The sequence below is a fragment of the Qingrenia yutianensis genome (genome assembly GCF_014385105.1).
GTDB lineage: Bacteria > Bacillota > Clostridia > UMGS1810 > UMGS1810 > Qingrenia > Qingrenia yutianensis.
The window spans coordinates 199,973-221,788 of sequence record NZ_JACRTE010000001.1 but is presented as its reverse complement, the minus strand read 5'-3'; the positions used below and the strand labels follow the sequence as shown (position 1 = coordinate 221,788).

Annotated in this window: 18 protein-coding genes; 9 read left to right on the top strand and 9 right to left on the bottom strand. The window is 42.4% G+C overall.

Annotation, left to right across the window (positions count from 1 at the left end):
• Nucleotides 1–4: 4 nt before the first annotated feature.
• Complete coding sequence (locus tag H8706_RS00980; protein WP_178347559.1) at nt 5–544, bottom strand: helix-turn-helix domain-containing protein; 540 nt, start codon at nt 542–544, stop codon at nt 5–7.
• A gap of 217 nt (nt 545–761) precedes the next feature.
• Here H8706_RS00980 and H8706_RS00975 point away from each other — a divergent pair, with 217 nt between their 5' ends.
• Complete coding sequence (locus H8706_RS00975) at nt 762–1,550, top strand: alpha/beta hydrolase (RefSeq protein WP_262431134.1); 789 nt, start codon at nt 762–764, stop codon at nt 1,548–1,550.
• Between the two features lie 59 nt (nt 1,551–1,609).
• A complete protein-coding gene (locus H8706_RS00970) occupies nt 1,610–2,482 on the top strand; it encodes a hypothetical protein (RefSeq protein ID WP_262431133.1) in 873 nt (290 codons plus the stop codon).
• 52 nt (nt 2,483–2,534) lie between these two features.
• Here H8706_RS00970 and H8706_RS00965 read toward each other — a convergent pair whose 3' ends face one another.
• The 8 genes from H8706_RS00965 to nth all read right to left on the bottom strand — a co-directional run bounded on the left by H8706_RS00965 (nt 2,535) and on the right by nth (nt 12,051).
• Nucleotides 2,535–4,058, bottom strand: coding sequence for a DUF3794 and LysM peptidoglycan-binding domain-containing protein (locus H8706_RS00965; RefSeq protein ID WP_262431132.1), 1,524 nt, complete (start codon nt 4,056–4,058; stop codon nt 2,535–2,537).
• Nucleotides 4,059–4,248: 190 nt separating this feature from the next.
• The gene (feoB, locus tag H8706_RS00960) at nt 4,249–6,756 is read right to left on the bottom strand and encodes a ferrous iron transporter B (RefSeq protein WP_262431131.1); all 2,508 of its coding nucleotides are present in this window, start codon (nt 6,754–6,756) and stop codon (nt 4,249–4,251) included.
• 27 nt (nt 6,757–6,783) lie between these two features.
• Nucleotides 6,784–7,005, bottom strand: coding sequence for a FeoA family protein (locus tag H8706_RS00955; protein WP_178347554.1), 222 nt, complete (start codon nt 7,003–7,005; stop codon nt 6,784–6,786).
• Between the two features lie 24 nt (nt 7,006–7,029).
• Nucleotides 7,030–7,242, bottom strand: coding sequence for a FeoA family protein (locus tag H8706_RS00950; protein WP_262431130.1), 213 nt, complete (start codon nt 7,240–7,242; stop codon nt 7,030–7,032).
• A gap of 579 nt (nt 7,243–7,821) precedes the next feature.
• On the bottom strand, nt 7,822–9,135 hold the full coding sequence (locus tag H8706_RS00945; protein WP_262431129.1) for a S1C family serine protease: 1,314 nt from the start codon (nt 9,133–9,135) through the stop codon (nt 7,822–7,824).
• A gap of 118 nt (nt 9,136–9,253) precedes the next feature.
• Nucleotides 9,254–10,726 (bottom strand): sensor histidine kinase, encoded by a 1,473-nt coding sequence (locus tag H8706_RS00940; RefSeq protein ID WP_262431128.1) that lies wholly within the window; start codon nt 10,724–10,726, stop codon nt 9,254–9,256.
• Entirely contained in the window at nt 10,707–11,399 is a 693-nt protein-coding gene (locus tag H8706_RS00935; RefSeq protein WP_178347550.1) for a response regulator transcription factor, read from the bottom strand. Before H8706_RS00935 ends, H8706_RS00940 begins: the two co-directional genes overlap by 20 nt.
• 1 nt (nt 11,400) lies before the next feature.
• Nucleotides 11,401–12,051: an endonuclease III gene (gene nth / locus H8706_RS00930; protein ID WP_262431127.1), complete on the bottom strand. Its 651-nt coding sequence runs from the start codon at nt 12,049–12,051 to the stop codon at nt 11,401–11,403.
• 197 nt (nt 12,052–12,248) lie between these two features.
• Here nth and recJ point away from each other — a divergent pair, with 197 nt between their 5' ends.
• The 7 genes from recJ to H8706_RS00895 are packed head-to-tail and all read left to right on the top strand — an operon-like array spanning nt 12,249 to nt 21,808.
• On the top strand, nt 12,249–14,228 hold the full coding sequence (gene recJ, locus H8706_RS00925; protein WP_262431126.1) for a single-stranded-DNA-specific exonuclease RecJ: 1,980 nt from the start codon (nt 12,249–12,251) through the stop codon (nt 14,226–14,228).
• A gap of 13 nt (nt 14,229–14,241) precedes the next feature.
• Nucleotides 14,242–16,434, top strand: a complete 2,193-nt coding sequence (locus H8706_RS00920) for a RelA/SpoT family protein (protein WP_262431125.1) — start codon at nt 14,242–14,244, stop codon at nt 16,432–16,434.
• A gap of 27 nt (nt 16,435–16,461) precedes the next feature.
• Nucleotides 16,462–17,082, top strand: coding sequence for an MBL fold metallo-hydrolase (locus H8706_RS00915; RefSeq protein WP_262431124.1), 621 nt, complete (start codon nt 16,462–16,464; stop codon nt 17,080–17,082).
• Nucleotides 17,083–17,086: 4 nt separating this feature from the next.
• Nucleotides 17,087–18,502, top strand: coding sequence for a coproporphyrinogen dehydrogenase HemZ (gene hemZ, locus H8706_RS00910; protein WP_262431123.1), 1,416 nt, complete (start codon nt 17,087–17,089; stop codon nt 18,500–18,502).
• A gap of 19 nt (nt 18,503–18,521) precedes the next feature.
• Complete coding sequence (locus H8706_RS00905; RefSeq protein WP_262431122.1) at nt 18,522–19,508, top strand: uridine kinase family protein; 987 nt, start codon at nt 18,522–18,524, stop codon at nt 19,506–19,508.
• A gap of 22 nt (nt 19,509–19,530) precedes the next feature.
• Complete coding sequence (locus tag H8706_RS00900; protein ID WP_262431121.1) at nt 19,531–21,624, top strand: type IA DNA topoisomerase; 2,094 nt, start codon at nt 19,531–19,533, stop codon at nt 21,622–21,624.
• A gap of 19 nt (nt 21,625–21,643) precedes the next feature.
• Nucleotides 21,644–21,808, top strand: a complete 165-nt coding sequence (locus tag H8706_RS00895; protein WP_178348416.1) for a hypothetical protein — start codon at nt 21,644–21,646, stop codon at nt 21,806–21,808.
• Nucleotides 21,809–21,816: the final 8 nt, after the last annotated feature.

The window sequence follows — 21,816 nt, the reverse complement described above, 5'->3', positions numbered from 1 at the left end:
AATTTTAAAAATTAGGCGGTGTGCATACCCACAGTACCGTCGCTTTGCTTTTTCCGCGGTTTTTTATAAAATGAGGCTGATTAGCCTTGTAATAAAAACACTCGTTTTTCTTTGCTTTGTATTCCTTACTGCCGACAAAAACCGAAATATTTCCCGACAGAACATAACCGAATTCTTCGCCCTCGTGCGGTGTATCCACATATGATGTGCCGTTCGGCAAAAGCTCAATGATTATAGGCTCCATTATGTTTTTCTGCGAATTGGGCACAAGCCAGTTTATAATGTTTTTGTCGTCTTTGTTTTCTTTGACAAAAATATCCTCCTCGCGGAAAACAATTTCCTCGTCGGTTTCGTCGTTGAAAAATTCCTTTAAGTCGGTTCCCATACACTGGAGAATATCAAACAACGTTGAAATTGACGGCGACGCCAAATCGCGCTCAATCTGCGATATAAACCCCTTTGACAGTTCGCACCTGTCTGCAAGCTCCTCCTGCGTGAGGTTGTTTTTTATTCTCAACCGCTTCAGTTTACTGCCGATTTCCATAACATAAGACCTCTTTAAAAGTTCTTTTTATTAAATATTTTGTTTAGCGTTTCTAAACTTCAACAGTGATTATTATATTCTTATAGATTTAATATGTCAATAGTTTTTTCAAATAATTTGCAAAAATTGTCGATATAAGTGCAAAAATGTGCCTTGACACTTCAAAAAATTGGGTATATAATGAACAAAAACCTATTTTGCGGGGTGAAAATTAAGTATGTATTATTTGTGGAATGAAAACGAAATACCTCTTATAAACAAAGAAAATCCCGTGTGTCTGCCGAGCATTACGCCGTACATAAAAGAAGGTGCAAAAGCGGCGGTTATTGTATGCCCCGGCGGCGGATACCACATAAAGGCACAGCACGAGGGTAATCCTATTGCGGAATATCTTAACGGCTGCGGACTTACAGCGTTTGTGCTCGACTACCGTGTTGCGCCGTATCAGTATCCGTGCGAACTTATCGACGCAAAACGTGCGGTAAGATACGTTCGTTACAATGCGGAAAAATTCGGCATTGACAAAGATAAAATCGGCATTTGCGGTTTCAGCGCCGGCGGACATCTTGCCGGAATGACCCTCACCTCGCCCGAGAACGAGGCGTCGGAATACAACGTAAACGACGAAATAGACAAAGTATCGTCAAAAGTTAATTTTGCAATTTTGTGTTACCCCGTTATAACAAGCGGAGAATATGCGCACAAAGGCAGTTTTAACGCGCTCTGCGGTGAAGACAACGAGGAATTGAAGAAAAAACTTTCGCTCGAAACGCGCGTCACCGCCGACACCGCACCCGCATTTTTGTGGCACACCGCAAACGACAATGCTGTTCCCGTTCAAAACTCAATTTTGTTTGCAAACGAAATGGCAAAATACAACATTCCGTTTGAACTGCACATCTTCCGCGACGGCAGACACGGACTCGGACTTGCGCCCGAAAATCCCGACGTTGCCGAGTGGACATCGCTTTGCAAAACATTTCTTAAAAATATGGGCTGGGCTTAACTCATAAAACAGCGCTCCTTTTAATATTATGTAATATGGATATTAAAAGGAGTGTTTTTATGCGCAAAATCATATTGAAAGGTATTACGGGAAGTGAAAAAGCGGTTTTCCTAGACGGTGAGAAAAACCTTTGCATGCAGTCGGACGGCGGTGAAAAAGAAGTGATTTTCCCCCATTCCGGCAGTGAGTTTGACGTTTATCAAAACGAGCTGGGCAAAATCCACATTGCGCTTCAGGACGAGGGCGGAAATTTGTTTTATCTTCTTTTCAGCGAGAATAAGTGGCTTAATTTCAACCTTTTGAAAAGCAAAAATGCCGGCTGTAAATTTTCGGATATAAAGCTTTTTGACATAAACGGAAATGTCAATTTGTTTTACTCATTAAAGCACGGCGAGAGATATTTGCTTATTCATCATAAAATTGACCTGCAAAGCACAAAAAAGCCGAACGTTCTCGATTATGCGGAAAACGGAAAATACTCGGCTTTTGCCGACGGCAAGGGAAATATACATATTTTATACAAAAACGAAACAGGGCGGTTTATGTACCGCATTTACAACGTTTTCAGCGGTGAATATTCGCATAAACCGCTTAATATCGACGAAGAAACCGAGGCTTTCTGCGGAATTTGCGGTTTTAATGCCGAGGTTTATATTGCATATGTCACAAGGAGCAAAACGCATTATTCCATTGTGTTCTACTCGGTAAAAAGCGGTGAAAAAAAGACGATTGGCTTCGGCACAGACTCGGTTGTCGTGCCATATATGTATACGTCGTCGGGAAGTATTGTCGTCGCTTGGAAAGAACGTTACAGCTGTTACAGCTGTTCAACAAAGGATTTCGGAAAAACGTTTTCAAAAACGAATTTTCTCGGCAGCAACGCGATAAACACGGTTATAAAAGACTGCTCGTCAAACACCAGATATGCGTAAAATCTGTTTTAAATATGCAAAAAACCCGAAGTTTTCACTTCGGGTTTAAATTTTATCGTTTTTTCGGGATAATCAGCTTATCGCCGGGCATAATGACGTTTTCATTTTCAATTCCGTTAATTCTTGCAATGTCCTCGACCAATACGTTGTATTTTTTTGCAATATTCCACAATGTGTCGCCTTCTTTAACAAAATAAATTATAAGACTCGGCTGGTTTGTTTTGTCTATTTTCGCCGCATTTTCGGTGCTGACGTCACTTAAAAGCTTATCGGAGGATTTTGCAAAAACCAGCACCTCGCACATAACGGGAATTTTCAACTCAATCTGACGTTCGCCTTTCTGCGCATAGCTTATTCCGCTGACCGACAGATACGGCACTATTTGAATATCGGCAAGCCCCTTTTGCGCATCAAACTTAAACGTTACGGGAATGTCTTTTTTTACGGTGTTAAGCCGTCCGTTCTCCGAATAAATGACCGACGCGCTGACAACCGCCTCGATTGTTATATCGCCCTCCGTGTTGTAGTTTTGCGAGCGGACGGTGCACACTGCGCGCGTATCAAAAATGTTTTCGACAGCGCCGTTTGTTTCCAGAAAATCGCTGACATTGCTTTGCTTTGTTTCATCTGCCAGGAGCGTGAGATAGCCTATGTCTTCGTAGGTTGTTTCGATGTTCATTTCGGGGCTGTACGCGTCGTAAATTCCCGTTTCCTCCGCGCTTTCATATGCGTCGATATATGCCGCCGCAACGATTTTCACTGTGAGCGGAACCGCTTCTCCTCCCATATTTTCAGCAAGCTTGGCACTACATTCCTTAACTGCCAAAACAACATTTGTCATCATTTCGGGCTGAATACCCAAAACGTCAAGAACGTCTGAAAATTCGCTGTTATAGTTAAATTCATCTATAACGTTGTCGGTTGTAATATACACAATTTTCAAAACCGCCTCGCCTTTTACGACGATTTTGTTGTTAACAACCTTTATGTCGTTTCGGTTTACAGTTGCATTGACTGCCAAAATGTCCGCGGCATTATTCGGAAAATCTATCATTTCGGACAGTTCAATATCTTCCTCTTTTGATATAACCTTATTTGTGTACTTTATGGTTTTGCTCCGCGACGGCATACTGTCGTCGAGCGATGTGACAAGCGTTTTTTCGTCTGCACATGCCGAAGATACTTTTATGTCAAAAACGGAATGTACGCTTATCTTCCTGCTGTTTACCACTGTTGTTTTAACGCTCGACGATACGGGAAGCGCGTAAAACTCGGAATTATCGTCAATGCAGGCAATTTCGTGCTGATGCGAAAACGGCGCGGTATATTCTATGGAACGTGCCGCCATTGTGTCGTTTTCGCCTTCGTAAATTATGCGGTAATACACAACGCCCGACAGTGTAACCTTGCCTTTCTGGGCATATTTTTCTTTTATAACGAGCGTTGCCGCCGCGCCGATAATTTTCAAAACATCGGGTTTTGTGTCGGGAACTATGATGTCGCTGTCGGCGTCTGCCTTAAAAGACGCCGTGCACAGTCCGCCGCACAGTTTAATGGTTTTTTTCTCAATTTCCATAAAATAACTCCATTCCGCCGTCCTGCGCCGGCATATATAGTATAATGTTAAAATTTTCCTGTCGGCAGGAATAGTGACAAGAAATTTATTTATTTTTTTCTTTTACATATATATGCCGTAAAAATAAAAATATAACAAAAATGCGCCCGTCATTTCGACGAGCGCACTTTTGTGTTTATTATTTATAAATTTATGCGGAGATTTTTACGTTAGTTTTGAGTGTGTTAGACTCTTTGTAGGGTTTGAAGAGCATATAGATAATGAATACAAGCACTGCGAGAGCCGCGATTGTGCCGATTACATTTATGCTTCCCGTAAAGAGCAAACCGAACTGGTTAACCATAAGCGCAACTACATAAGCAAATACGCACTGATAACCGATTGCGAACCAAGTCCATTTTGCGTTGTTCATCTCACGTTTGATAGCACCGATTGCCGCGAAGCAAGGAGCGCACAAAAGGTTGAATACGAGGAACGAATATCCGCTGATTTGTGTAAACGCCTGTGCAAGGTTGCCGTAAACACTGCCCGAACCGCCGTAGAGGATACCGAGCGTACCAACGATGTTTTCTTTTGCAACAAGACCTGTGATTGACGCAACCGCCGCCTGCCAGTTGCCCCAGCCGAGAGGTGCAAATATCCAAGCAATAGCGTTACCTATAACAGCAAGTATACTAGAATCAATCTGTTCCTCCGAAAGCATACCGAAATGACCGTCTGCAAATCCGAAATATGTTGTAAACCAAACGAAGATTGTCGAAAGAAGAATGATTGTACCTGCTTTTTTAATGAACGACCAGCCGCGCTCCCACATTGAACGGAGAACGTTCAAAAGTGTAGGCAAATGGTATGCCGGAAGCTCCATAACGAACGGTGCGGGATCGCCGGCAAACATTTTGGTTTTCTTAAGCATAATACCCGATACGATAATTGCCGCCATGCCTACGAAGTATGCTGAAGTTGCAATCATAGCCGAACCGCCGAAAATTGCGCCTGCAACCATCGAGATGAACGGAACTTTAGCACCGCAGGGGATGAATGTTGTAGTCATAATTGTCATTTTTCTGTCGCGGTCGTTTTCTATGGTTCTTGATGCCATAATACCAGGAACACCGCAGCCGGTACCTATAAGCATAGGAATGAACGATTTACCGGAAAGACCGAATTTTCTGAACACTCTGTCGAGTACGAACGCGATACGCGCCATATAACCGCAAGCCTCAAGGAATGCAAGGAGGAGGAACAGTACGAGCATCTGCGGTACAAATCCGAGAACCGCGCCGACACCTGCAACGATACCGTCGAGGATAAGACCTTTAAGCCAATCCGCACAGTTTGCAGCGTCAAGTGCATTTTCAACGAGCACAGGAACACCGGGAACCCATACGCCGTAATCAGCAGGGTCAGGCTCTGTGCAGTCGTATTTTTCATATGTTTCAACAGCGTCTTTGAGGTCATCATAGCTTGATGTAACTTCTTCGTCAGCCATTGTTTCTTCATCAACAACAGTATATGTTGCGTCGCCCAAATCTTTTGCTTCCGAATTTACAAACCCGTCAAGTGCTGTTTTTGCAGCGGCAGCGTCGAAATCCTCCGACTCTGTATCAAGCGCCGCAGTAAGTTCTTCTGTGTCAACGCCTTTTTCGCCGGCAAATTCAATGTAGCCGTTTACAATCTGTGCCGCTTCGCCGTATTCATCAGCAACGTCGCCGTATGCAGACGAGCCTATACCGAATAAATGCCAGCCGTCGCCGAACAATCCGTCATTTGCCCAGTCCGTGGCAGATGAACCGATTGTTACCATTGAAATGTAGTAAACAAGGAACATAATAACCGCGAAAATCGGGAGTCCGAGCAGGCGGCTGGTAACGATTTTATCAATTTTATCCGAAGTTGAAAGCTTGCCTGCGTTTTTCTTTTTATAGCACGCTTTCATAAGATTTGCAATGTATACGTATCTTTCGTTTGTGATGATACTTTCCGCGTCGTCGTCAAGCTCTTTTTCAGCCGCAACAATGTCGTTTTCAATGTGTGCGAGCGATGCTTCGTCTACGCCGAGGCTTTCAATCGCCTTTGTATCGCGCTCGAAAATTTTGATTGCATACCATCTCTGCTGTTCTTCGGGCATATTGTGCAAAACTTCTTCTTCGATGTGTGCAATGGCGTGTTCAACCGCACCCGAGAATGTGTGCATAGGCACTGTTTTGCTGTTCTGCGCGGCTTTGATTGCCTCTTCGGCGGCAGTCATAATTCCCGTACCTTTTAAAGCGGAAATTTCAACAATCTTGCAGCCGAGTTCGCGCGAAAGTTCGGCAACATTGATTTTATCGCCGTTTTTCGCAACAACGTCCATCATATTGACAGCAATTACAACCGGAATACCGAGCTCGGTAAGCTGGGTTGTAAGGTATAAGTTTCTTTCAAGGTTAGTACCGTCAACGATATTCAAAATAACGTCGGGACGTTCTCCGATAAGATAATTACGTGCAACAACTTCCTCGAGTGTGTACGGAGAAAGCGAATAAATACCGGGAAGGTCGGTAACTATAACACCGTCGTGTTTTTTAAGTTTTCCTTCCTTTTTTTCAACAGTTACACCGGGCCAGTTTCCGACGAACTGATTAGAGCCGGTCAGCGCATTGAAAAGCGTGGTTTTACCGCAGTTCGGGTTACCGGCAAGCGCAATTCTTACATTCATTGTCAATTCCTCACTTTCAAATCCCAATTATTCAACCTCAATCATTTCGGCATCTGCTTTTCTTATAGAAAGCTCATAACCGCGCACCGTGATTTCAACGGGATCGCCGAGCGGCGCAACTTTGCGGATATGTACGTCAACGCCTTTTGTAATGCCCATATCCATAATTCTGCGCTTTACCGCGCCCTCGCCGTGAAGCTTAACAACTTTTGCGTCCTGCCCCACTTTGACATCTTTTAGTGTTCGCATTATAATATCCTCCTTAAATTAAAATCAAACCATAATTTTTTGAGCCATTTCCTTGCTTACAGCAACTCGTGCCTCTTTAATGTTTACAATTACATTTCCGCCAAGCTCGCTTATAACCTTGACGTTTCCGCCCACTACAAAGCCGAGATTTTCAAGATATTTCTTCACCTCGGGATTGCCGCCGACTTTTTTGATGATATTGTCTTCGCCTACATTTGCCAGAATTAAGGGCATCATAATTGACCTCCTTCAATTAGCATAAACTAACTTAGTGTTTAAAAATATAGGTTAGTATCTTCTAACCTCAACGGTTAGTTTACCACAACTAACCTAACTTGTCAATACTCTGAAAAGAAATTTTAAAATAATTAGGCGATTTTACTTTTTTATACAAAACTTTGCTTAATTCGACCGTTTTATTTTGTGAAAAACAGACAAAGCAAAAAAGCAAAAGACTGCATAAGGAGGATAAATCTTCCCTATACAGCCTCTTGCCTACATATTTATAAAAAGAACAATGAAAGCCGTTCCTCAATAAGACAACATTGCCTTAAAAACATATTTTTCGCGTCTTTCTGCGTTAAAAAAGCTCGCAATCCGTCAGGATTACTCACTTTTTTGCCTTAAAATTCATCAAAAAATCTTGTTTTTAAGGTGCAGAGCAGTTTTGAATATCGGATTTTACAATTCAGACAAGAAATAAAACCTGCCGTTATGCTTGACGCATATGGCAGGTTTTTGACGCGGTATGAATGTAAAAGACGGCTTCAAAACCAATGCGTTCTTATTGAGGTGCGGCTAATGAGGGGGCTATTTTTAGTTAGGCACTTCTTCGCCCAAAATAAGGTTTACATCAAGCGTTTCGCCTGTTCTCCAAACCTTTAATTTCAAAGTGTCGTTCGGTTTGTATTTGTTTTTAATTTCATTAAGCTCATCAACCGTCTTAACTGCTTTACCGTTGCACTCTGTGATAATATCGCCGATTTTAAGTCCTGCCATATGTGCAGGCGAATTGTCGGTCATTGAATATACGTAGATACCTTCAACAAGGTTGTAACGTTTTGCGTCGGACGCGCTTATTGCTCTGCCGGCAATGCCGATAACCGGTCTGCCTTTTACATAACCGTTTGCAATCAAGTCTTCGATAATCGGTTTAGCTTCTGCGGTAGGAATTGCAAACCCCAAACCTTCAAGCGATGAGGACGAAACTTTTGCGGTGTTGATGCCGATTACTTCACCGTAGCAGTTAACCAACGCACCGCCGCTGTTGCCGGGATTGATTGCCGCATCTGTCTGAATAAGCGTAAGCTGTTTATTATCTATCGTCATAGTTCTGTTAAGTGCGCTGATATAGCCGACGGTAACTGTGCCTGCAAGCTCCTGACCGAGCGGATTTCCGATTGCAACTGCAAGGTCGCCTACTCTCAAAGCTGTTGAGTCGCCGAGCGTTGCATACGGGAATTTTTTGCCTTCGATTTTCAAAAGCGCAAGGTCTGTTCTCGAATCGGAACCTTTAAGAGTTGCGGTAAATTCTTCGCTGGTATTAAGAATAACCTTAAGCGATGATGCGCCTTGAACAACGTGATTGTTTGTTATGATGTAACCGTCCTCGGATATGATTATGCCCGAACCCGAGCCCTGCTCTACTTCCTGTCCCTGTTGCTGTTGGTTTGAACCGTCACCGAAGAAAAATCCGTAAGGATTGTTATAGGAATATCCCGAATACGTTGTCATATTTATAACGCCTACAACCGCGGGGCCAACCTTCTCGGCAATATCGGGGATTTCAAGCTTCGTTTTGTTTGAAACCGTCGTTGTCGGGTTAGCCGATGAAATATTTTCAAGAACCTTTTTCTCTGCGTCACCGACATTGCTGTTTGTGCTCAACTTAAATTCTTTCACAAGCTGTGATACCGACGGTGCCAAAAGTGCATATGCCGACATAGAAATTATCATTGTAAATATAATTGAGAAAATAAAAATAGGCATTGCAATTTTCTTTTTCGATTTTTTCTTTTTCGGTGTTGTAACAAGCGTGCTGAAACATTCCGTGTTTTCCGCCGTTTTGTTTTCGCCGGTTACCTCCGGCGCATTTTGGTAATCGTCGCTGTTCCATTTATATTCGTCCATAAGAACTCCTCCTTAAAAGTTATTCCTAAAAGCCTCTCGGCTCCCTTTATGTTTATTATGATACACCCTACTTTTTAAAAAACTGTGAATAAAATGTAAACATTGAAAAAATTATATTTTATGCTTTTTTGAGTGTGAACGTAAACTTTGTGTATTCATTTTCAACGCTTTCGGCATAAATTTTTTCGTCGCTTTTGTTAATAATGCTTTTAACAATGTAGAGTCCGAGTCCCGTGCCCTCGGGATTTTGATTGCGCGAGTCGTCGGCTTTGTAAAACCTATCCCATATATATTTTAATTTTTCCTTTTTTATGCCCTCTCCCGTGTTAGCGATTTCAACTTTCACCCTGTCGGCGTCATAATATGCCTTTATCGTTATTTTTCCGTCCTGCGGGGTAAATTTTATCGCATTGCCGAGAATATTTGTCACAACCTGGATTATCGCGTCACTGTCGGCAAAGACAAACATTTCGTCCTGTTCTATTTCAAGCTCAACGTTCAAATTCTTTTTGACAATCTGTGTTTCAAATTTAATAATTTCACGTCTTAACAGTTCGCATATGTCAAAATTTTTCTTTTCGATTTTAAAACTTCCGCTTTCAAGGCGCGATATGCTCAAAAGGTCACTCACAAGCCGTGACAGACGCTTTGCCTCGGCAAGCACGATTTTTAAATATTCGTCCTCTTTTTCTTTCGGAATTGTGCCGTCGAGTATTCCCTCGACAAATCCGGTTATAGACGTCATAGGCGTTCTTAATTCGTGCGAAACGTTCGATACAAACGACGAGCGCATTTTTTCAAGATTTTCAATACTTGTCGCCATATTATTTATATTTTCGCAAAGTGAGCTTAATTCGTCGTTTGTTCCGCATTCAACCCTCAAATCGAATTTGCCTTTTGAAAACTCTGTAACGGTGTTGTCGATAAGTTTAATCGGGTCGGTGATTTTGTGCGATATAATATAGAAGATAACAAACGTAAGCACAAGCGAAATTCCAACCGAACAACTGAACTGTTTGAAAAATTCAAACAGAAGTTTTCCGCCCGAAACGTCGGCAGTGGTGCTTATAAGAACACCGCCGTATATGTCGGTGTTCGACACAGGAAGTCCCACAATCAGCATATTTTCCTGTTCTTTAAACGCGTCGATTGCGTCGTCGTTGCTCACAGTTTCACCGTTTTTAAGTATCGCGTCGATGTAGTCGCCCTTAAGATAGTTTCCTATATATGAATCGTAATCAAGCCCTGCCACGGTAACAATTCTGCCCGTTTTGTCAAAAACTATTATAGACGTGTCGGTACTTTGCGAAATAATTTCGAGCGTGCGCTGATAACTTTTTAAATTGGGAGAAAAACTCTGCGCGGTGAAAACGTCGAGCGAATATTCGCTTATTCTGTTGGCATTTGACAAAAGAAGTTTCTTTTTAACCTCAATCGCCTTTAAATTGCTTTCTTTCGTAGACGAAAAAAGCATACTGAAAAGAAACACCGCCGCTATAACGTAGCTTATAATAACGGTGAAACAGCCTGCAACAAGCAGTCTTTTTGAAATACTTTTCCGTTTTGTGCTTTTATGCCTTTGCCACTTCAAATTTATAACCTACTCTCCACACAGTTTTAAGCTGCCACGAGCTTTCGTAGCCCTCAAGCTTTTCGCGCAGACGCTTAACGTGTACGTCAACGGTGCGCGAGTCGCCGAAGAAATCGTATCCCCACACCTCGTCAAGAAGCTGGTCGCGGGTGAAAACTCTGTTCGGGTGCGACGCGAGAAAATACAAAAGTTCGAGTTCTTTCGGGGGAATATCAATGCTCTTTCCTCCGAGCACAAGTTCATATGTGCTCAAATTTATGCGTATGTTGGGATAAACAATTTCCTTGTCGAGATTTTCCGCCGACTCAAACCGTCTTAAAACCGCTTTAAGACGCGCCACAAGTTCTTTCGGTTCAAACGGCTTTACCATATAATCGTCCGCGCCGAGCTCCAGCCCCAGCACTTTGTCGAAAACCTCGCCTTTAGCCGTCAGCATAATAACCGGGATATTTCCTGCCTTTCGCATACGCTTTAAAACCTCTATGCCGTCGATTTTCGGAAGCATAATGTCCAAAATCACCGCGGCGGGCGGATTTTGCGAAAACTTTTCCAAAGCTGCAAGACCGTCGTTTGCAATTTCGACGGTATAACCCTCTTTTTGCAAATAAAGCCTTATAAGCTCACATATGTTTTTGTCGTCGTCAACTACAAGTATTCTGCTTTCTTTTTCCATATCAGTCACCCTTTTTCAAGTAAGTTTTTTCGTAATATCTGCAAAGCATTGCAATCGGGCATATTTCGCATTTGGGACTCCGCGCCGTGCAAATTGCTCTGCCGTGCCACACAAGCTGATGGCAAAAATGTATCGAATAATCGTCGGGAACAAACTTTTTCAAATCAAACTCAATCTTTTTAGGGTCGGTTTCTTTGGTAAGACCTATTCTTCCCGTAAGCCGTATTGCGTGAGTGTCTATAACAAGCGCCGGCTTGCCGTAAACATCGCCCAAAATAAGATTTGCGGTTTTTCGTCCGACTCCCGGAAGTGCGGTAAGCTCCTCCATAGTATCGGGAATTTTTCCGCCGTACTCCTCTATGATTTTCTGTGCGAGCGCTTTTATATTGCGCGATTTGGTCTTGTAAAATCCGCAAGGTTTAACTGCCTCTGCAAGCTCGTCGATATCGGCATCTGCAAAATCTTTTAACGTTTTATATTTATCAAACAGGGTTTGTGTAACGATATTCACTCTTTTGTCGGTACACTGTGCCGACAAAACCACCGCAATCAAAAGCTGATACGGCTCGGTATAGTCGAGCGAACATTTTGCGTCCGCATAAACTCTGTCAAAAATTTCTTTGATTTTTAACACCTTTTCACTTCTTCTCATAACCTCACCTCAATTAAAATTATTATACAACTTTTTGTGTGCCGATAACAAGCCTTTTTTGCATAATTTAACAAAATAATCACAAATCGGGCCGAATTTTAATTTTTTAAGCGCAAAAATGTTTAAAAAGCTTGAACTGTACGCAGAAAAGTTGTATAATATAGAGATATATAAATATAAAAAGAAACGGGTATTTTATGCTGAAAGACTATATTAAAGAAAAAAACTGGATATTTGAGGAGCAAAACGAGGAAAAATTAAACGAAATTTCGCAGAAATTCAATCTTCCCGAGTGTGTTTCGGTGCTGATTTTAAACCGCTGTGACGGCGGTGTCAGGCAATATATAGAAAATGATTTTTCGTCGTTTTTAAATCCTTTTTTGCTCACGGGTATGCAAGAGGCTGTTGAAAAAATCAAAGACGCGGTAAAGAATATGAAAACCATAATTGTTTACGGCGACTATGACGTTGACGGCGTGACCTCGACATACATTCTTATGCACTATTTAAAAAGCATCGGCGCGCTTGCTTCGTATTATATCCCATCGCGTACCGAGGAGGGATACGGACTTAACGAACGTGCGCTTGTTGACCTTAAACAGAAAGGCGCAGACCTTGTTATAACCGTCGATTTGGGCATAACGGCAAAAGAGGAGGCGCGCCTCTGCAAAGAAATCGGATTAGACCTTATCGTTACCGACCACCATTTGCCGGCAGAAGGTAAAATTCCCGTTGATACAATAGTTATAAATCCCAAAACGTCGGAAAATTATCCGTTTAAAAATCTTGCCGGCGCAGGCGTTGCGTTCAAGCTTGTGTGCGCGCTTTCTGATATGAACAGAACAGTTTTCGATTATTACGTTCCGTTTTGCGCAATCGGCACAATCGCAGATTTGGCGGAGCTTTGCGGAGAAAACAGATTTATTGCAAAATACGGGCTTGAAAAATTAAAAGAAACAAAAAATATCGGTCTTTTGTCGCTTTTAAACGAGGCAAAAATCGACACTTGCGACATCACAAGCACTTCTGTAAGTTTCGGCATTGCACCCCGGCTTAATGCCGCGGGACGTCTTGCAAGCGCAGATATGGCGGTTGAACTTTTTATGTGTGACAACAAATCAAAGGCGGACGAAATTGCTAAAACTCTCGAAAGCGAAAATATCCGCAGAAAAGCGGAGGAACAGAAAATTTTCGAGCGTGCCGACGAAATTATTACGCAGAACGAACTTAACAAAAATAACGTTATCGTGGTTGCGGAAAAAAATTGGCATCACGGTGTAATAGGCATTGTATCGTCCAAAATAACCGAAAAATATTACAAACCGTCAATCATTATTTCGGTTGACGATGACGGAAACGGAAAAGCGTCGGGACGGAGCATTTCGGGTTTTGACCTTTTTGACGCGCTTAAAAACTGCGAGAGTATTTTAGATAAATTCGGCGGTCATTCGCTTGCGGCAGGACTTTCGCTCAAGGAAGAAAATATAGAAAAATTCGGCAAAATGATAAACGAATACGCAGACAAAATTATGACGGACGAGATTTTGACGCCGAAAGTTAAAATCGACAGTAAAATATCAATTTCGGACGTCAGCTTAAAAAATGCGTCTGCTTTAAAAATTGCCGAGCCGTACGGAATTAAAAACCCGCAGGGAACGTTTTGCATAGAAAACATAAAAATTAAAAACATACGTAATATGGCGGATAAACCCCACTCTTTTGTCACATTTTCGGACGGCGCGGACGAAATAACCGTTCCGGCGTTCGGGTTGAAAGACAAAATTATGTGTTTTGCCGAAAACGACAATGCCGATATTTGCGGAACGCTCGGAATAAATACATACAACAACCGCACAAGCGCACAGTTTATCGTCCGCGATATACGGTGTGCACGGAAAATATTTTTCACAAAAGACGAACTCCGCGCACTTTATGTTGTTTTGAAAAACAGCGAATTTAAAAACAGCGATATTCAAAAATTATCGTATGCAATGGGCAAAAATTATGGTATAAACTGTTCAAAGTTAAAAATTTACCGTATGCTCGCCGTTTTGAATGACCTTAAAATGATAAAACTGTCACTTGACGGCGACACGGTCAGCGTAGAAAAAGACGAAAATTTTTATGCAAAAACCGACCTTGCAAAATCACAAAATTTTAACACATATTCGGAATAAGGAGGAAAGATGTATGCAGCAAGTTTTAAATGAACTTATAGACGTTGTGAAAACCAATTTTCCAAACGCCGATTTAGAGCCTGTTTACAAGGCGTTCAACCTTGCAAATGAGGCGCACAAAAATCAAAAAAGAATTTCGGGTTATCCTTATATTATGCACCCGTTGCACGTTGCAATCACAGTTGCAAAGCTGAAATTTGACGTTGAATCGGTTTGCGCCGCGCTTTTGCACGACGTTGTTGAAGATACCGAATACACGCTCGACGACATACGCAGTCTTTTCGGCGACAACATCGCCGCGCTCGTGGACGGCGTTACAAAACTTGACAAAATCGAAATCACGTCGTCTGAAGAAAGACATATGGAAAATCTTCGCAAAATGTTTCTTGCAATGGCGAACGATATTCGTGTTATCATTATAAAATTTGCCGACAGACTGCACAATCTTTCCACCCTTATAAGTATGCCCGAGGAAAAACAGCGCGCCACCGCACGCGAAACGTTAAACATTTACGCACCGCTTGCGCACAGACTCGGTATGTATAAAATAAAATGGGAACTTGAGGATTATTCGCTTAAATACCTCGACCCCGTTGCGTATCACGAAATTGTTGAAGGAATTAACCAGAAACGCCAGGAGCGCGAGGAGTTTATTGCACAGATTAAAAGCACGCTCAAAACCAGCCTTTCGGAAATAGGCATTGACTGCACCATAGACGGCAGACCGAAGCATTTTTATTCGATATACCGAAAAATGTTTACACAGAACAAAACTCTCGACCAGATTTACGATTTGTTCGCGGTGAGAATTATCACAAACTCGGTGAGCGACTGCTACACCGCGCTCGGTCTTGCGCACGAACTTTATAAGCCTATGCCGGGCAGATTTAAAGATTATATCGCAATGCCCAAGCCCAATATGTATCAGTCACTTCACACAACGGTTATAGGTCCCAACGGCACACCGTTTGAAATTCAAATCCGCACGAAAGAAATGCACGAAATCGCTGAAAACGGTATCGCGGCGCACTGGAAATACAAAGGTATTGCCGAAAACGACGCGTCGAGCGAACAAAAGCTTTCGTGGATACGACAGCTTCTGGAATTTCAGAAAGACGCGGACAACGAAGAAGAATTTTTACGCGCATTAAAATTTGACCTTTTCACCGACCAGGTTTTTGTATTTACGCCCAAAGGCGACGTTATAAGCTTTCCTGCCGGCGCAACACCCGTTGACTTTGCGTTTAACATTCACAGCGCTATCGGCTACAAAATGAACGGCGCGCGCGTGAACGGCAAAATCGTTCCGCTCGACTATCAGCTTCAAAACGGTGATATTGTGGAGATTATCACCTCCACCGCTATACACGGTCCCAGCCGTGACTGGCTCAAAATCGTTAAAACCAGTCAGGCGAAAAACAAAATCAATCAATGGTTCAAAAAGGAAAAACGCGAGGAAAATATTGTTCACGGCAAAGAAATGATTGACCGCGAAATTAAGCGTCAGGGCTTAAACAGCGCCGAAATTTTAACCGAGGCGCATTTGCAGAGTATGTTTAAGCGCTACGGTTTTTCGTCGCTCGACGACTTATACAGTGCGGTCGGCTATGGCAGTCTGCCTGCTATGAAGGCCGTTTCAAAGCTTAAAGAAGAACATAAAAAACAGACCGAGAAAAAAGAAATTCCCGTTATTCCGTCCGAAATTTTGACCGAACCGCCCAAAATTTCAAACACCGAGAAAAATTCAAACGCGAAAGACGGCGTAATTGTATCGGGAATTGACAGTTGTCTTATAAGATACTCCCGTTGCTGCAACCCTGTTCCGGGTGATAAAATTATCGGCTACATCACGCGCGGGCGCGGTGTTTCAATCCACCGTCAGGACTGCCCCAACATAGCAAACGCATACAGCAATGCAGAGGAAAAAGCACGCCTTATAGAGGTTGAATGGTCGAAACACGATCAGACCGCGTTTACCGCAAACTTAAAAATTGAGGCGAACGACCGCCCGGGCATTTTCATCGAAGTTGCGAATGCTATCAGCGAAACAAAAATTCCGCTTAAAGCAATCAACGCGCGTACGAAAGACACGCTTGCGATATTTGAAATCACGCTTGAAATTGCAAATATCGAGCAAATGGAAAAAGTTGCGAAAAAACTTAAAAATCTCAAAGGCGTAATAGACGTTACACGAAGCACAAACTGATATTTTATATGAAAGGAAGCGTTATATATGAAAACTGAAAGACTTGTTCTCGGCGCACTTGACACAAACTGCTATATCTTTTACGACGAAAACACAAAAAATGCCGTGCTTATCGACCCTGCCGCCGACGGTGACACAATAATAAGCAAAATTAAACAGCTCGGCATTACGGTAAAATACATCATCATCACGCACGCGCATATCGACCATATTATGGCGCTTGACGAAATTGCGGAATTTACAAAAGCGCCCGTCGTTATTCATTCGGACGACAAAGACACGCTGAACAACGACGCGTTTAACCTCGCCGTTTATTTTCACACGGTTTCGCCCAAAACGAAGGCAGATATTATTGTGAAAAACGGCGACACATTAGACCTTGACGGGCACGAAATTAAATTTATTCACACTCCCGGTCATAACAAAGGCAGCATGTGCATACTCTGTGGTGATACCCTTTTCTCGGGCGATACACTGTTTTTGATGTCGGTCGGACGCACCGACCATTACGGCGGAAATCAGGAAAAAATTATAAAATCAATAAAAACGCGCCTTTTTGTGCTGGACGAAAATATTAGGGTTTATCCCGGCCACGGCGACCCCACCACGATAGGCTATGAAATTGAAAACAATATGTTTGTGAGATAAAAATATGAAAATTAAACTTGTCGGCAACGACGAAACATATGCGGTGCGCGATATTGTCCGCCTTTTTGTTCCTATGCAAAAATACGAATTTGTGAAAGGTTCTGATTATGACGTTTTGGCATCTCTTGAAAACGGCGGATATTTTGCGGAATACAAAACCGAAAACGGCACGTTTTGCCATAATATAAACAAATCGGAATACGATAAAAACACGCTTAAACTTTGCCTTTTTAAGGCTATGCAAAAGGCATTTTCGCAAAAACCGCCGTGGGGAATTTTAACGGGAATACGTCCCACAAAAACAGTGCGCGAAATGATGGAAAATAAGCTGACAAATGAGAAAATCGCAAAAATTTTAGAAAATGATTTTCTTGTTGACGGCGGAAAAATAAATCTTGCGCTCCTGTGTGCGGAAAATGAGCGAAAAATTATAAACGGCATACCGAAAAACAGCATCAGCCTTTATGTTTCTATCCCCTTTTGCCCCACAAGGTGCCATTACTGCTCGTTTATTTCGCAGTCGGTTGCATATTCAAAAAAGCTTATCGAGCCTTATCTTGAAAAACTTGAATATGAAATTTCGCAGTGCGCGCGCCTTTTGAAAAACTACGGCAAAACTGTTGACAGTGTTTATATCGGCGGAGGAACGCCCACAACGCTTACGGCGTATCAGCTTGAAAAGCTCATAAATGCTCTGTACCGCGAATTTGACCTTTCAAATATCCGCGAATTTACCGTTGAGGCAGGACGTCCCGACACAATCGACAGAGAAAAGCTTAAAGTTTTAAAAAATATGAATATCGGGCGAATAAGCATAAATCCGCAGACATTCAACGACAAAACGCTGGAAATCATCGGCAGAAGCCATACTGCGCTTGATGCCGAAGAAAAATTTTATCTTGCGCGCGAAATGGGATTTTCACATATAAACACCGATATTATAGCAGGACTTTACGGCGAAAATTTTTGTGATTTTGAAAAAACGGTTGAAAAAATTCTCGCATTAAATCCCGAAAGTGTAACGGTGCATACGCTGTGCGTAAAGCGAGGTGCATATCTTGCCGAAAAATACGATTATTTTAACACGTCGGCAAAAGAAACCGCAAAAATGCTTGACTTTGCCTCGCAGACGCTTATAAAAAATAACAAAAATCCATATTATATGTACCGTCAGAAAAATATGGCAGGCAATCTTGAAAATATCGGATTTTGCGAAAAAAACTGCGAATGTATTTACAACGTTGCGATTATGCAGGAGGTTCAGACGAACGTTGCGCTCGGCGCAGGTGCGTCAACGAAACTTGTGTGCGGAAACAAAATCGAGCGCGCATTTAATGTTAAAGAAGTGTCGGAGTATATAAAGCGCACCGACGAAATGATAAAACGCAAAGAAACCCTTTTTGAAACGGAAAATTTTTAAATTTTAGGCGGTGAAAATTATGTCAAAAATAGACAAAAGTTTAGAAGAATACAGAAACTGGTGTTCAAGCCTCGGCATACTTTGCGCCGATGACATAAACCGCGCGATTGCGCAGGGTGAAATCAACAACATAATAAATTTGAGCGAAATATGGCACGAACACTGCATTTCAAACATCGCGGAAACGATTAAAGAAAATATCGGCAGTAAAAAAATCATTATGATTGCAGGCCCGTCATCATCGGGAAAAACATCGTTTTCGCACCGTCTTATGCTCCATTTAAAGGTGCTCGGCATAAACTCAAAAACTATTTCGCTCGACGATTATTACTATGACAAATCGGACACTCCGCTTGAAGAACTTGACTATCTCACCTTTGACTATGCGGACAGTCTTGACTATAACCTTTTCGGAGAAAATATGAAAACCCTTTTGTCAGGCGGCGAGGCGGCGCTCCCGATTTTCGACTTTGCCACGCGCAGACAGATTATCGGCAAAAAAAATATGCGTCTTACCGACAACGAGGTTATTATCGTTGAGGGACTTCACGCTCTCAATGACGTTGTAACGTCAAGGGTCGGCGGCGGAAATCTTTATAAAATATACTGCACCGCTCTGACATGTTTAAAACGCAACGACGGAAGCAAAATTTCTCCGCGTTCGACGCGCCTTTTGCGCCGTCTTATCCGCGACTGTTATTTCAGGAGCAGTAATGCAAACTTCACTTTCCAAATGTGGGACGACGTTGAAAAAGCCGCGGAGGTTAACATATATCCTTTCACCGACAGTGCAGACGTGGTGTTTAATTCGTCGGTTTTATATGAATTCTGCGTATATAAAAAGCACGCTGCAAAATTTATGTCAGACGGACAGGTTTCGGATAAATACAAAAACTTTACCGACAGCATAAACTCTCTTTTGTCCGATTTTTCACCGCTGGACGACAGCTATGTTCCGCGTATGTGCTTTGTGCGCGAATTTATCGGCGGAAGCAGTTTATTTTAAAACATAAGGAAATTTATAAAAGATGAAAGTTATTATTGCAGAAAAACCGTCGCTTGCACGCAATATCGTGTCGGCGATTACCAATATGAAAACAAAAGGCGGATATTACGAGGGCAACGGATATATCGTAACCTGGGCATTCGGACATCTTTTTTCGCTTGCGGACATTGAAACGTACAATCCCGCGCCCGAGGGCACGCGCGGTTGGACTATGCAAAATCTGCCGTGTTTTCCCGAAAAATTTAAGTTTGAACTAAAAAAAGACCAAAACAAAAAGGTCGACACGGGTGTGCGAAATCAGTTTGAAACAATAAAACGTCTTTGCGAACGCGAGGACGTTGACACTGTTATAAATGCCGGCGACTCGGACAGAGAGGGCGAAATTATCGTAAGAATTATCGTCGGCAATGCGAACATAAGCGGAAAAAACTTTAAACGTCTTTGGCTTCCCGACCAGACGAATGAAACGATTATTTCAGCATTAAACGAAATGAAAGACGAGGACGAATACAACAACCTTGCAAACGAGGGTTTTGCGCGAACGTATATCGACTGGCTCTACGGCGTTAATTTAACACGCTATGCAACGCTTAAAACCGGCACTCTTCTGCGTGTCGGACGCGTTATTGTGCCGATTGTAAAGGCGATTTACGACCGCGACACCGCGATAGAAAATTTTGTGCCCGATATTTATTATGCAATTTCGTCCAAAACAGACGTTAACGGCGAAAAAACAGAGCTTACAAGCAAGCAGAAATTTGACAAAAACTCGCTTGAAAAAGCAAAAACGCTATGCTCCGAATACAACAAATTTCCTGCGGTTGTGACGGGCAAAAAAGTGAAAAAAGACACTCTGTCCCCTCCGAAACTTTTTTCGCTTACAAAACTTCAAAACGTTTTAGGTAAAAAGTATAAAATGCCGATGGACAAAAGCCTCGCCATCGTTCAGGGGCTTTACGAAAAAGGCTTTGTCACCTACCCCAGAACAAACTCGGAGTATCTTGCAACGGCGGAACAGGACAAAATTAAAAAAATAATCGGCGAGGTTAGAAAAATCGGCTACCCCGTTGAATTTAAGTTTAAAAAAACCATTTTCGACGACAAGAAAATCGAGTCGCACTCTGCCCTCACTCCGACTTTTAAAATTCCGAAAAAAGAAGCGCTCACCGACGAGGAATTTATTGTTTACAGCACAATTATGCGTCGGTTTGCCGCGGTTTTCTGCGCCGAGGAATGTATTGCGCAGAAAACGGAAATTAAGATAAATGTCGGAAATCTTGAAGATTTCGCGCTTAAAGGCACAATTATTTCACAAAAAGGCTGGACAAAATTTGACGATTACACAAAAAAGGACAAAATTTTGCCGAACCTTGAAAAGGGTGACCAATTTGCGGTTAATTTTGAACCTGTTGAAAAGGAAACCACACCGCCGAAACACTATACAATCGAAACCCTAAATAATTATCTTAAAAATCCGTTCAAAGAGGACAAGGCGTCAAGCGACGAAAACGACGACGAGGATTACCGCGCTATTTTTGAGGGACTGGAACTCGGTACCGAGGCAACGCGCACGGGAATTATCGACAACGCGCGGAAAAGCGAATACATACTTTTGAAAAAGGACGTTTACACCATTTTGCCCGCAGGCAGAAATCTTATAAATTCGCTTATGAGAATGAACATCAGTATGGATAAATACAAAACCAGTCAGCTCGGACAAGCACTCAAAAAAGTGTACCGCGGTGAAATTATGATTTCGGACAGTGTAAAAATGGCACAGGACGAAATTAAAAGCGTGTTTTTTGCCGAGAAACTTCCGCCCGAAAAAGACACCGACGACGGATTTTTGGGTGATATTGCGGGAAAATGCCCCGTTTGCGGAAAAGATGTTGTCCGCACGCGATTCGGCTACGGCTGTACGGGCTACAAAGACGGATGCAAATTTTCTATAAACGGCGTTATTTGTCAGCGTGTGATTTCACTTTCCAACGTTAAAAAGCTTTTGAAAACGGGAAAAACATACAAAATAGAAAATTTTGTGTCAAAAAACGGCAAAAACTTTTCGGGATATTTAAAGCTTGAAAACGGGCGCGCAGTGTTTGACTTTAACGATTAGATTATTAAGGAGAATTATTATGTTAATTTCACAATCGGCGCTCATATTGGCGCTCACGGTTTTAATAAATTCAACTCCCCTGCCCTACGCCTCGTCAATAGGCATAATCGGCGGTGCGGACGGCCCGACGGCGGTGTATATCTCCGAAGATACCGAGCCTGTATGTACGGTATATGATGAATAAATTCACAA

Excerpts from the sequence above, each read along its gene's own strand:
- H8706_RS00970 (WP_262431133.1), top strand. The coding sequence starts at position 1,610 with ATGCGCAAAATCATATTGAAAGGTATTACGGGAAGTGAAAAAGCGGTT.
- H8706_RS00980 (WP_178347559.1), bottom strand. The coding sequence starts at position 544 with ATGGAAATCGGCAGTAAACTGAAGCGGTTGAGAATAAAAAACAACCTC.
- H8706_RS00895 (WP_178348416.1), top strand. The coding sequence starts at position 21,644 with ATGTTAATTTCACAATCGGCGCTCATATTGGCGCTCACGGTTTTAATA.
- hemZ (WP_262431123.1), top strand. The coding sequence starts at position 17,087 with ATGAAAATTAAACTTGTCGGCAACGACGAAACATATGCGGTGCGCGAT.
- H8706_RS00975 (WP_262431134.1), top strand. The coding sequence starts at position 762 with ATGTATTATTTGTGGAATGAAAACGAAATACCTCTTATAAACAAAGAA.
- nth (WP_262431127.1), bottom strand. The coding sequence starts at position 12,051 with ATGAGAAGAAGTGAAAAGGTGTTAAAAATCAAAGAAATTTTTGACAGA.
- H8706_RS00965 (WP_262431132.1), bottom strand. The coding sequence starts at position 4,058 with ATGGAAATTGAGAAAAAAACCATTAAACTGTGCGGCGGACTGTGCACG.
- H8706_RS00955 (WP_178347554.1), bottom strand. The coding sequence starts at position 7,005 with ATGCGAACACTAAAAGATGTCAAAGTGGGGCAGGACGCAAAAGTTGTT.
- H8706_RS00950 (WP_262431130.1), bottom strand. The coding sequence starts at position 7,242 with ATGATGCCCTTAATTCTGGCAAATGTAGGCGAAGACAATATCATCAAA.
- H8706_RS00935 (WP_178347550.1), bottom strand. The coding sequence starts at position 11,399 with ATGGAAAAAGAAAGCAGAATACTTGTAGTTGACGACGACAAAAACATA.
- H8706_RS00900 (WP_262431121.1), top strand. The coding sequence starts at position 19,531 with ATGAAAGTTATTATTGCAGAAAAACCGTCGCTTGCACGCAATATCGTG.
- H8706_RS00945 (WP_262431129.1), bottom strand. The coding sequence starts at position 9,135 with ATGGACGAATATAAATGGAACAGCGACGATTACCAAAATGCGCCGGAG.
- recJ (WP_262431126.1), top strand. The coding sequence starts at position 12,249 with ATGCTGAAAGACTATATTAAAGAAAAAAACTGGATATTTGAGGAGCAA.
- feoB (WP_262431131.1), bottom strand. The coding sequence starts at position 6,756 with ATGAATGTAAGAATTGCGCTTGCCGGTAACCCGAACTGCGGTAAAACC.
- H8706_RS00920 (WP_262431125.1), top strand. The coding sequence starts at position 14,242 with ATGCAGCAAGTTTTAAATGAACTTATAGACGTTGTGAAAACCAATTTT.
- H8706_RS00905 (WP_262431122.1), top strand. The coding sequence starts at position 18,522 with ATGTCAAAAATAGACAAAAGTTTAGAAGAATACAGAAACTGGTGTTCA.
- H8706_RS00915 (WP_262431124.1), top strand. The coding sequence starts at position 16,462 with ATGAAAACTGAAAGACTTGTTCTCGGCGCACTTGACACAAACTGCTAT.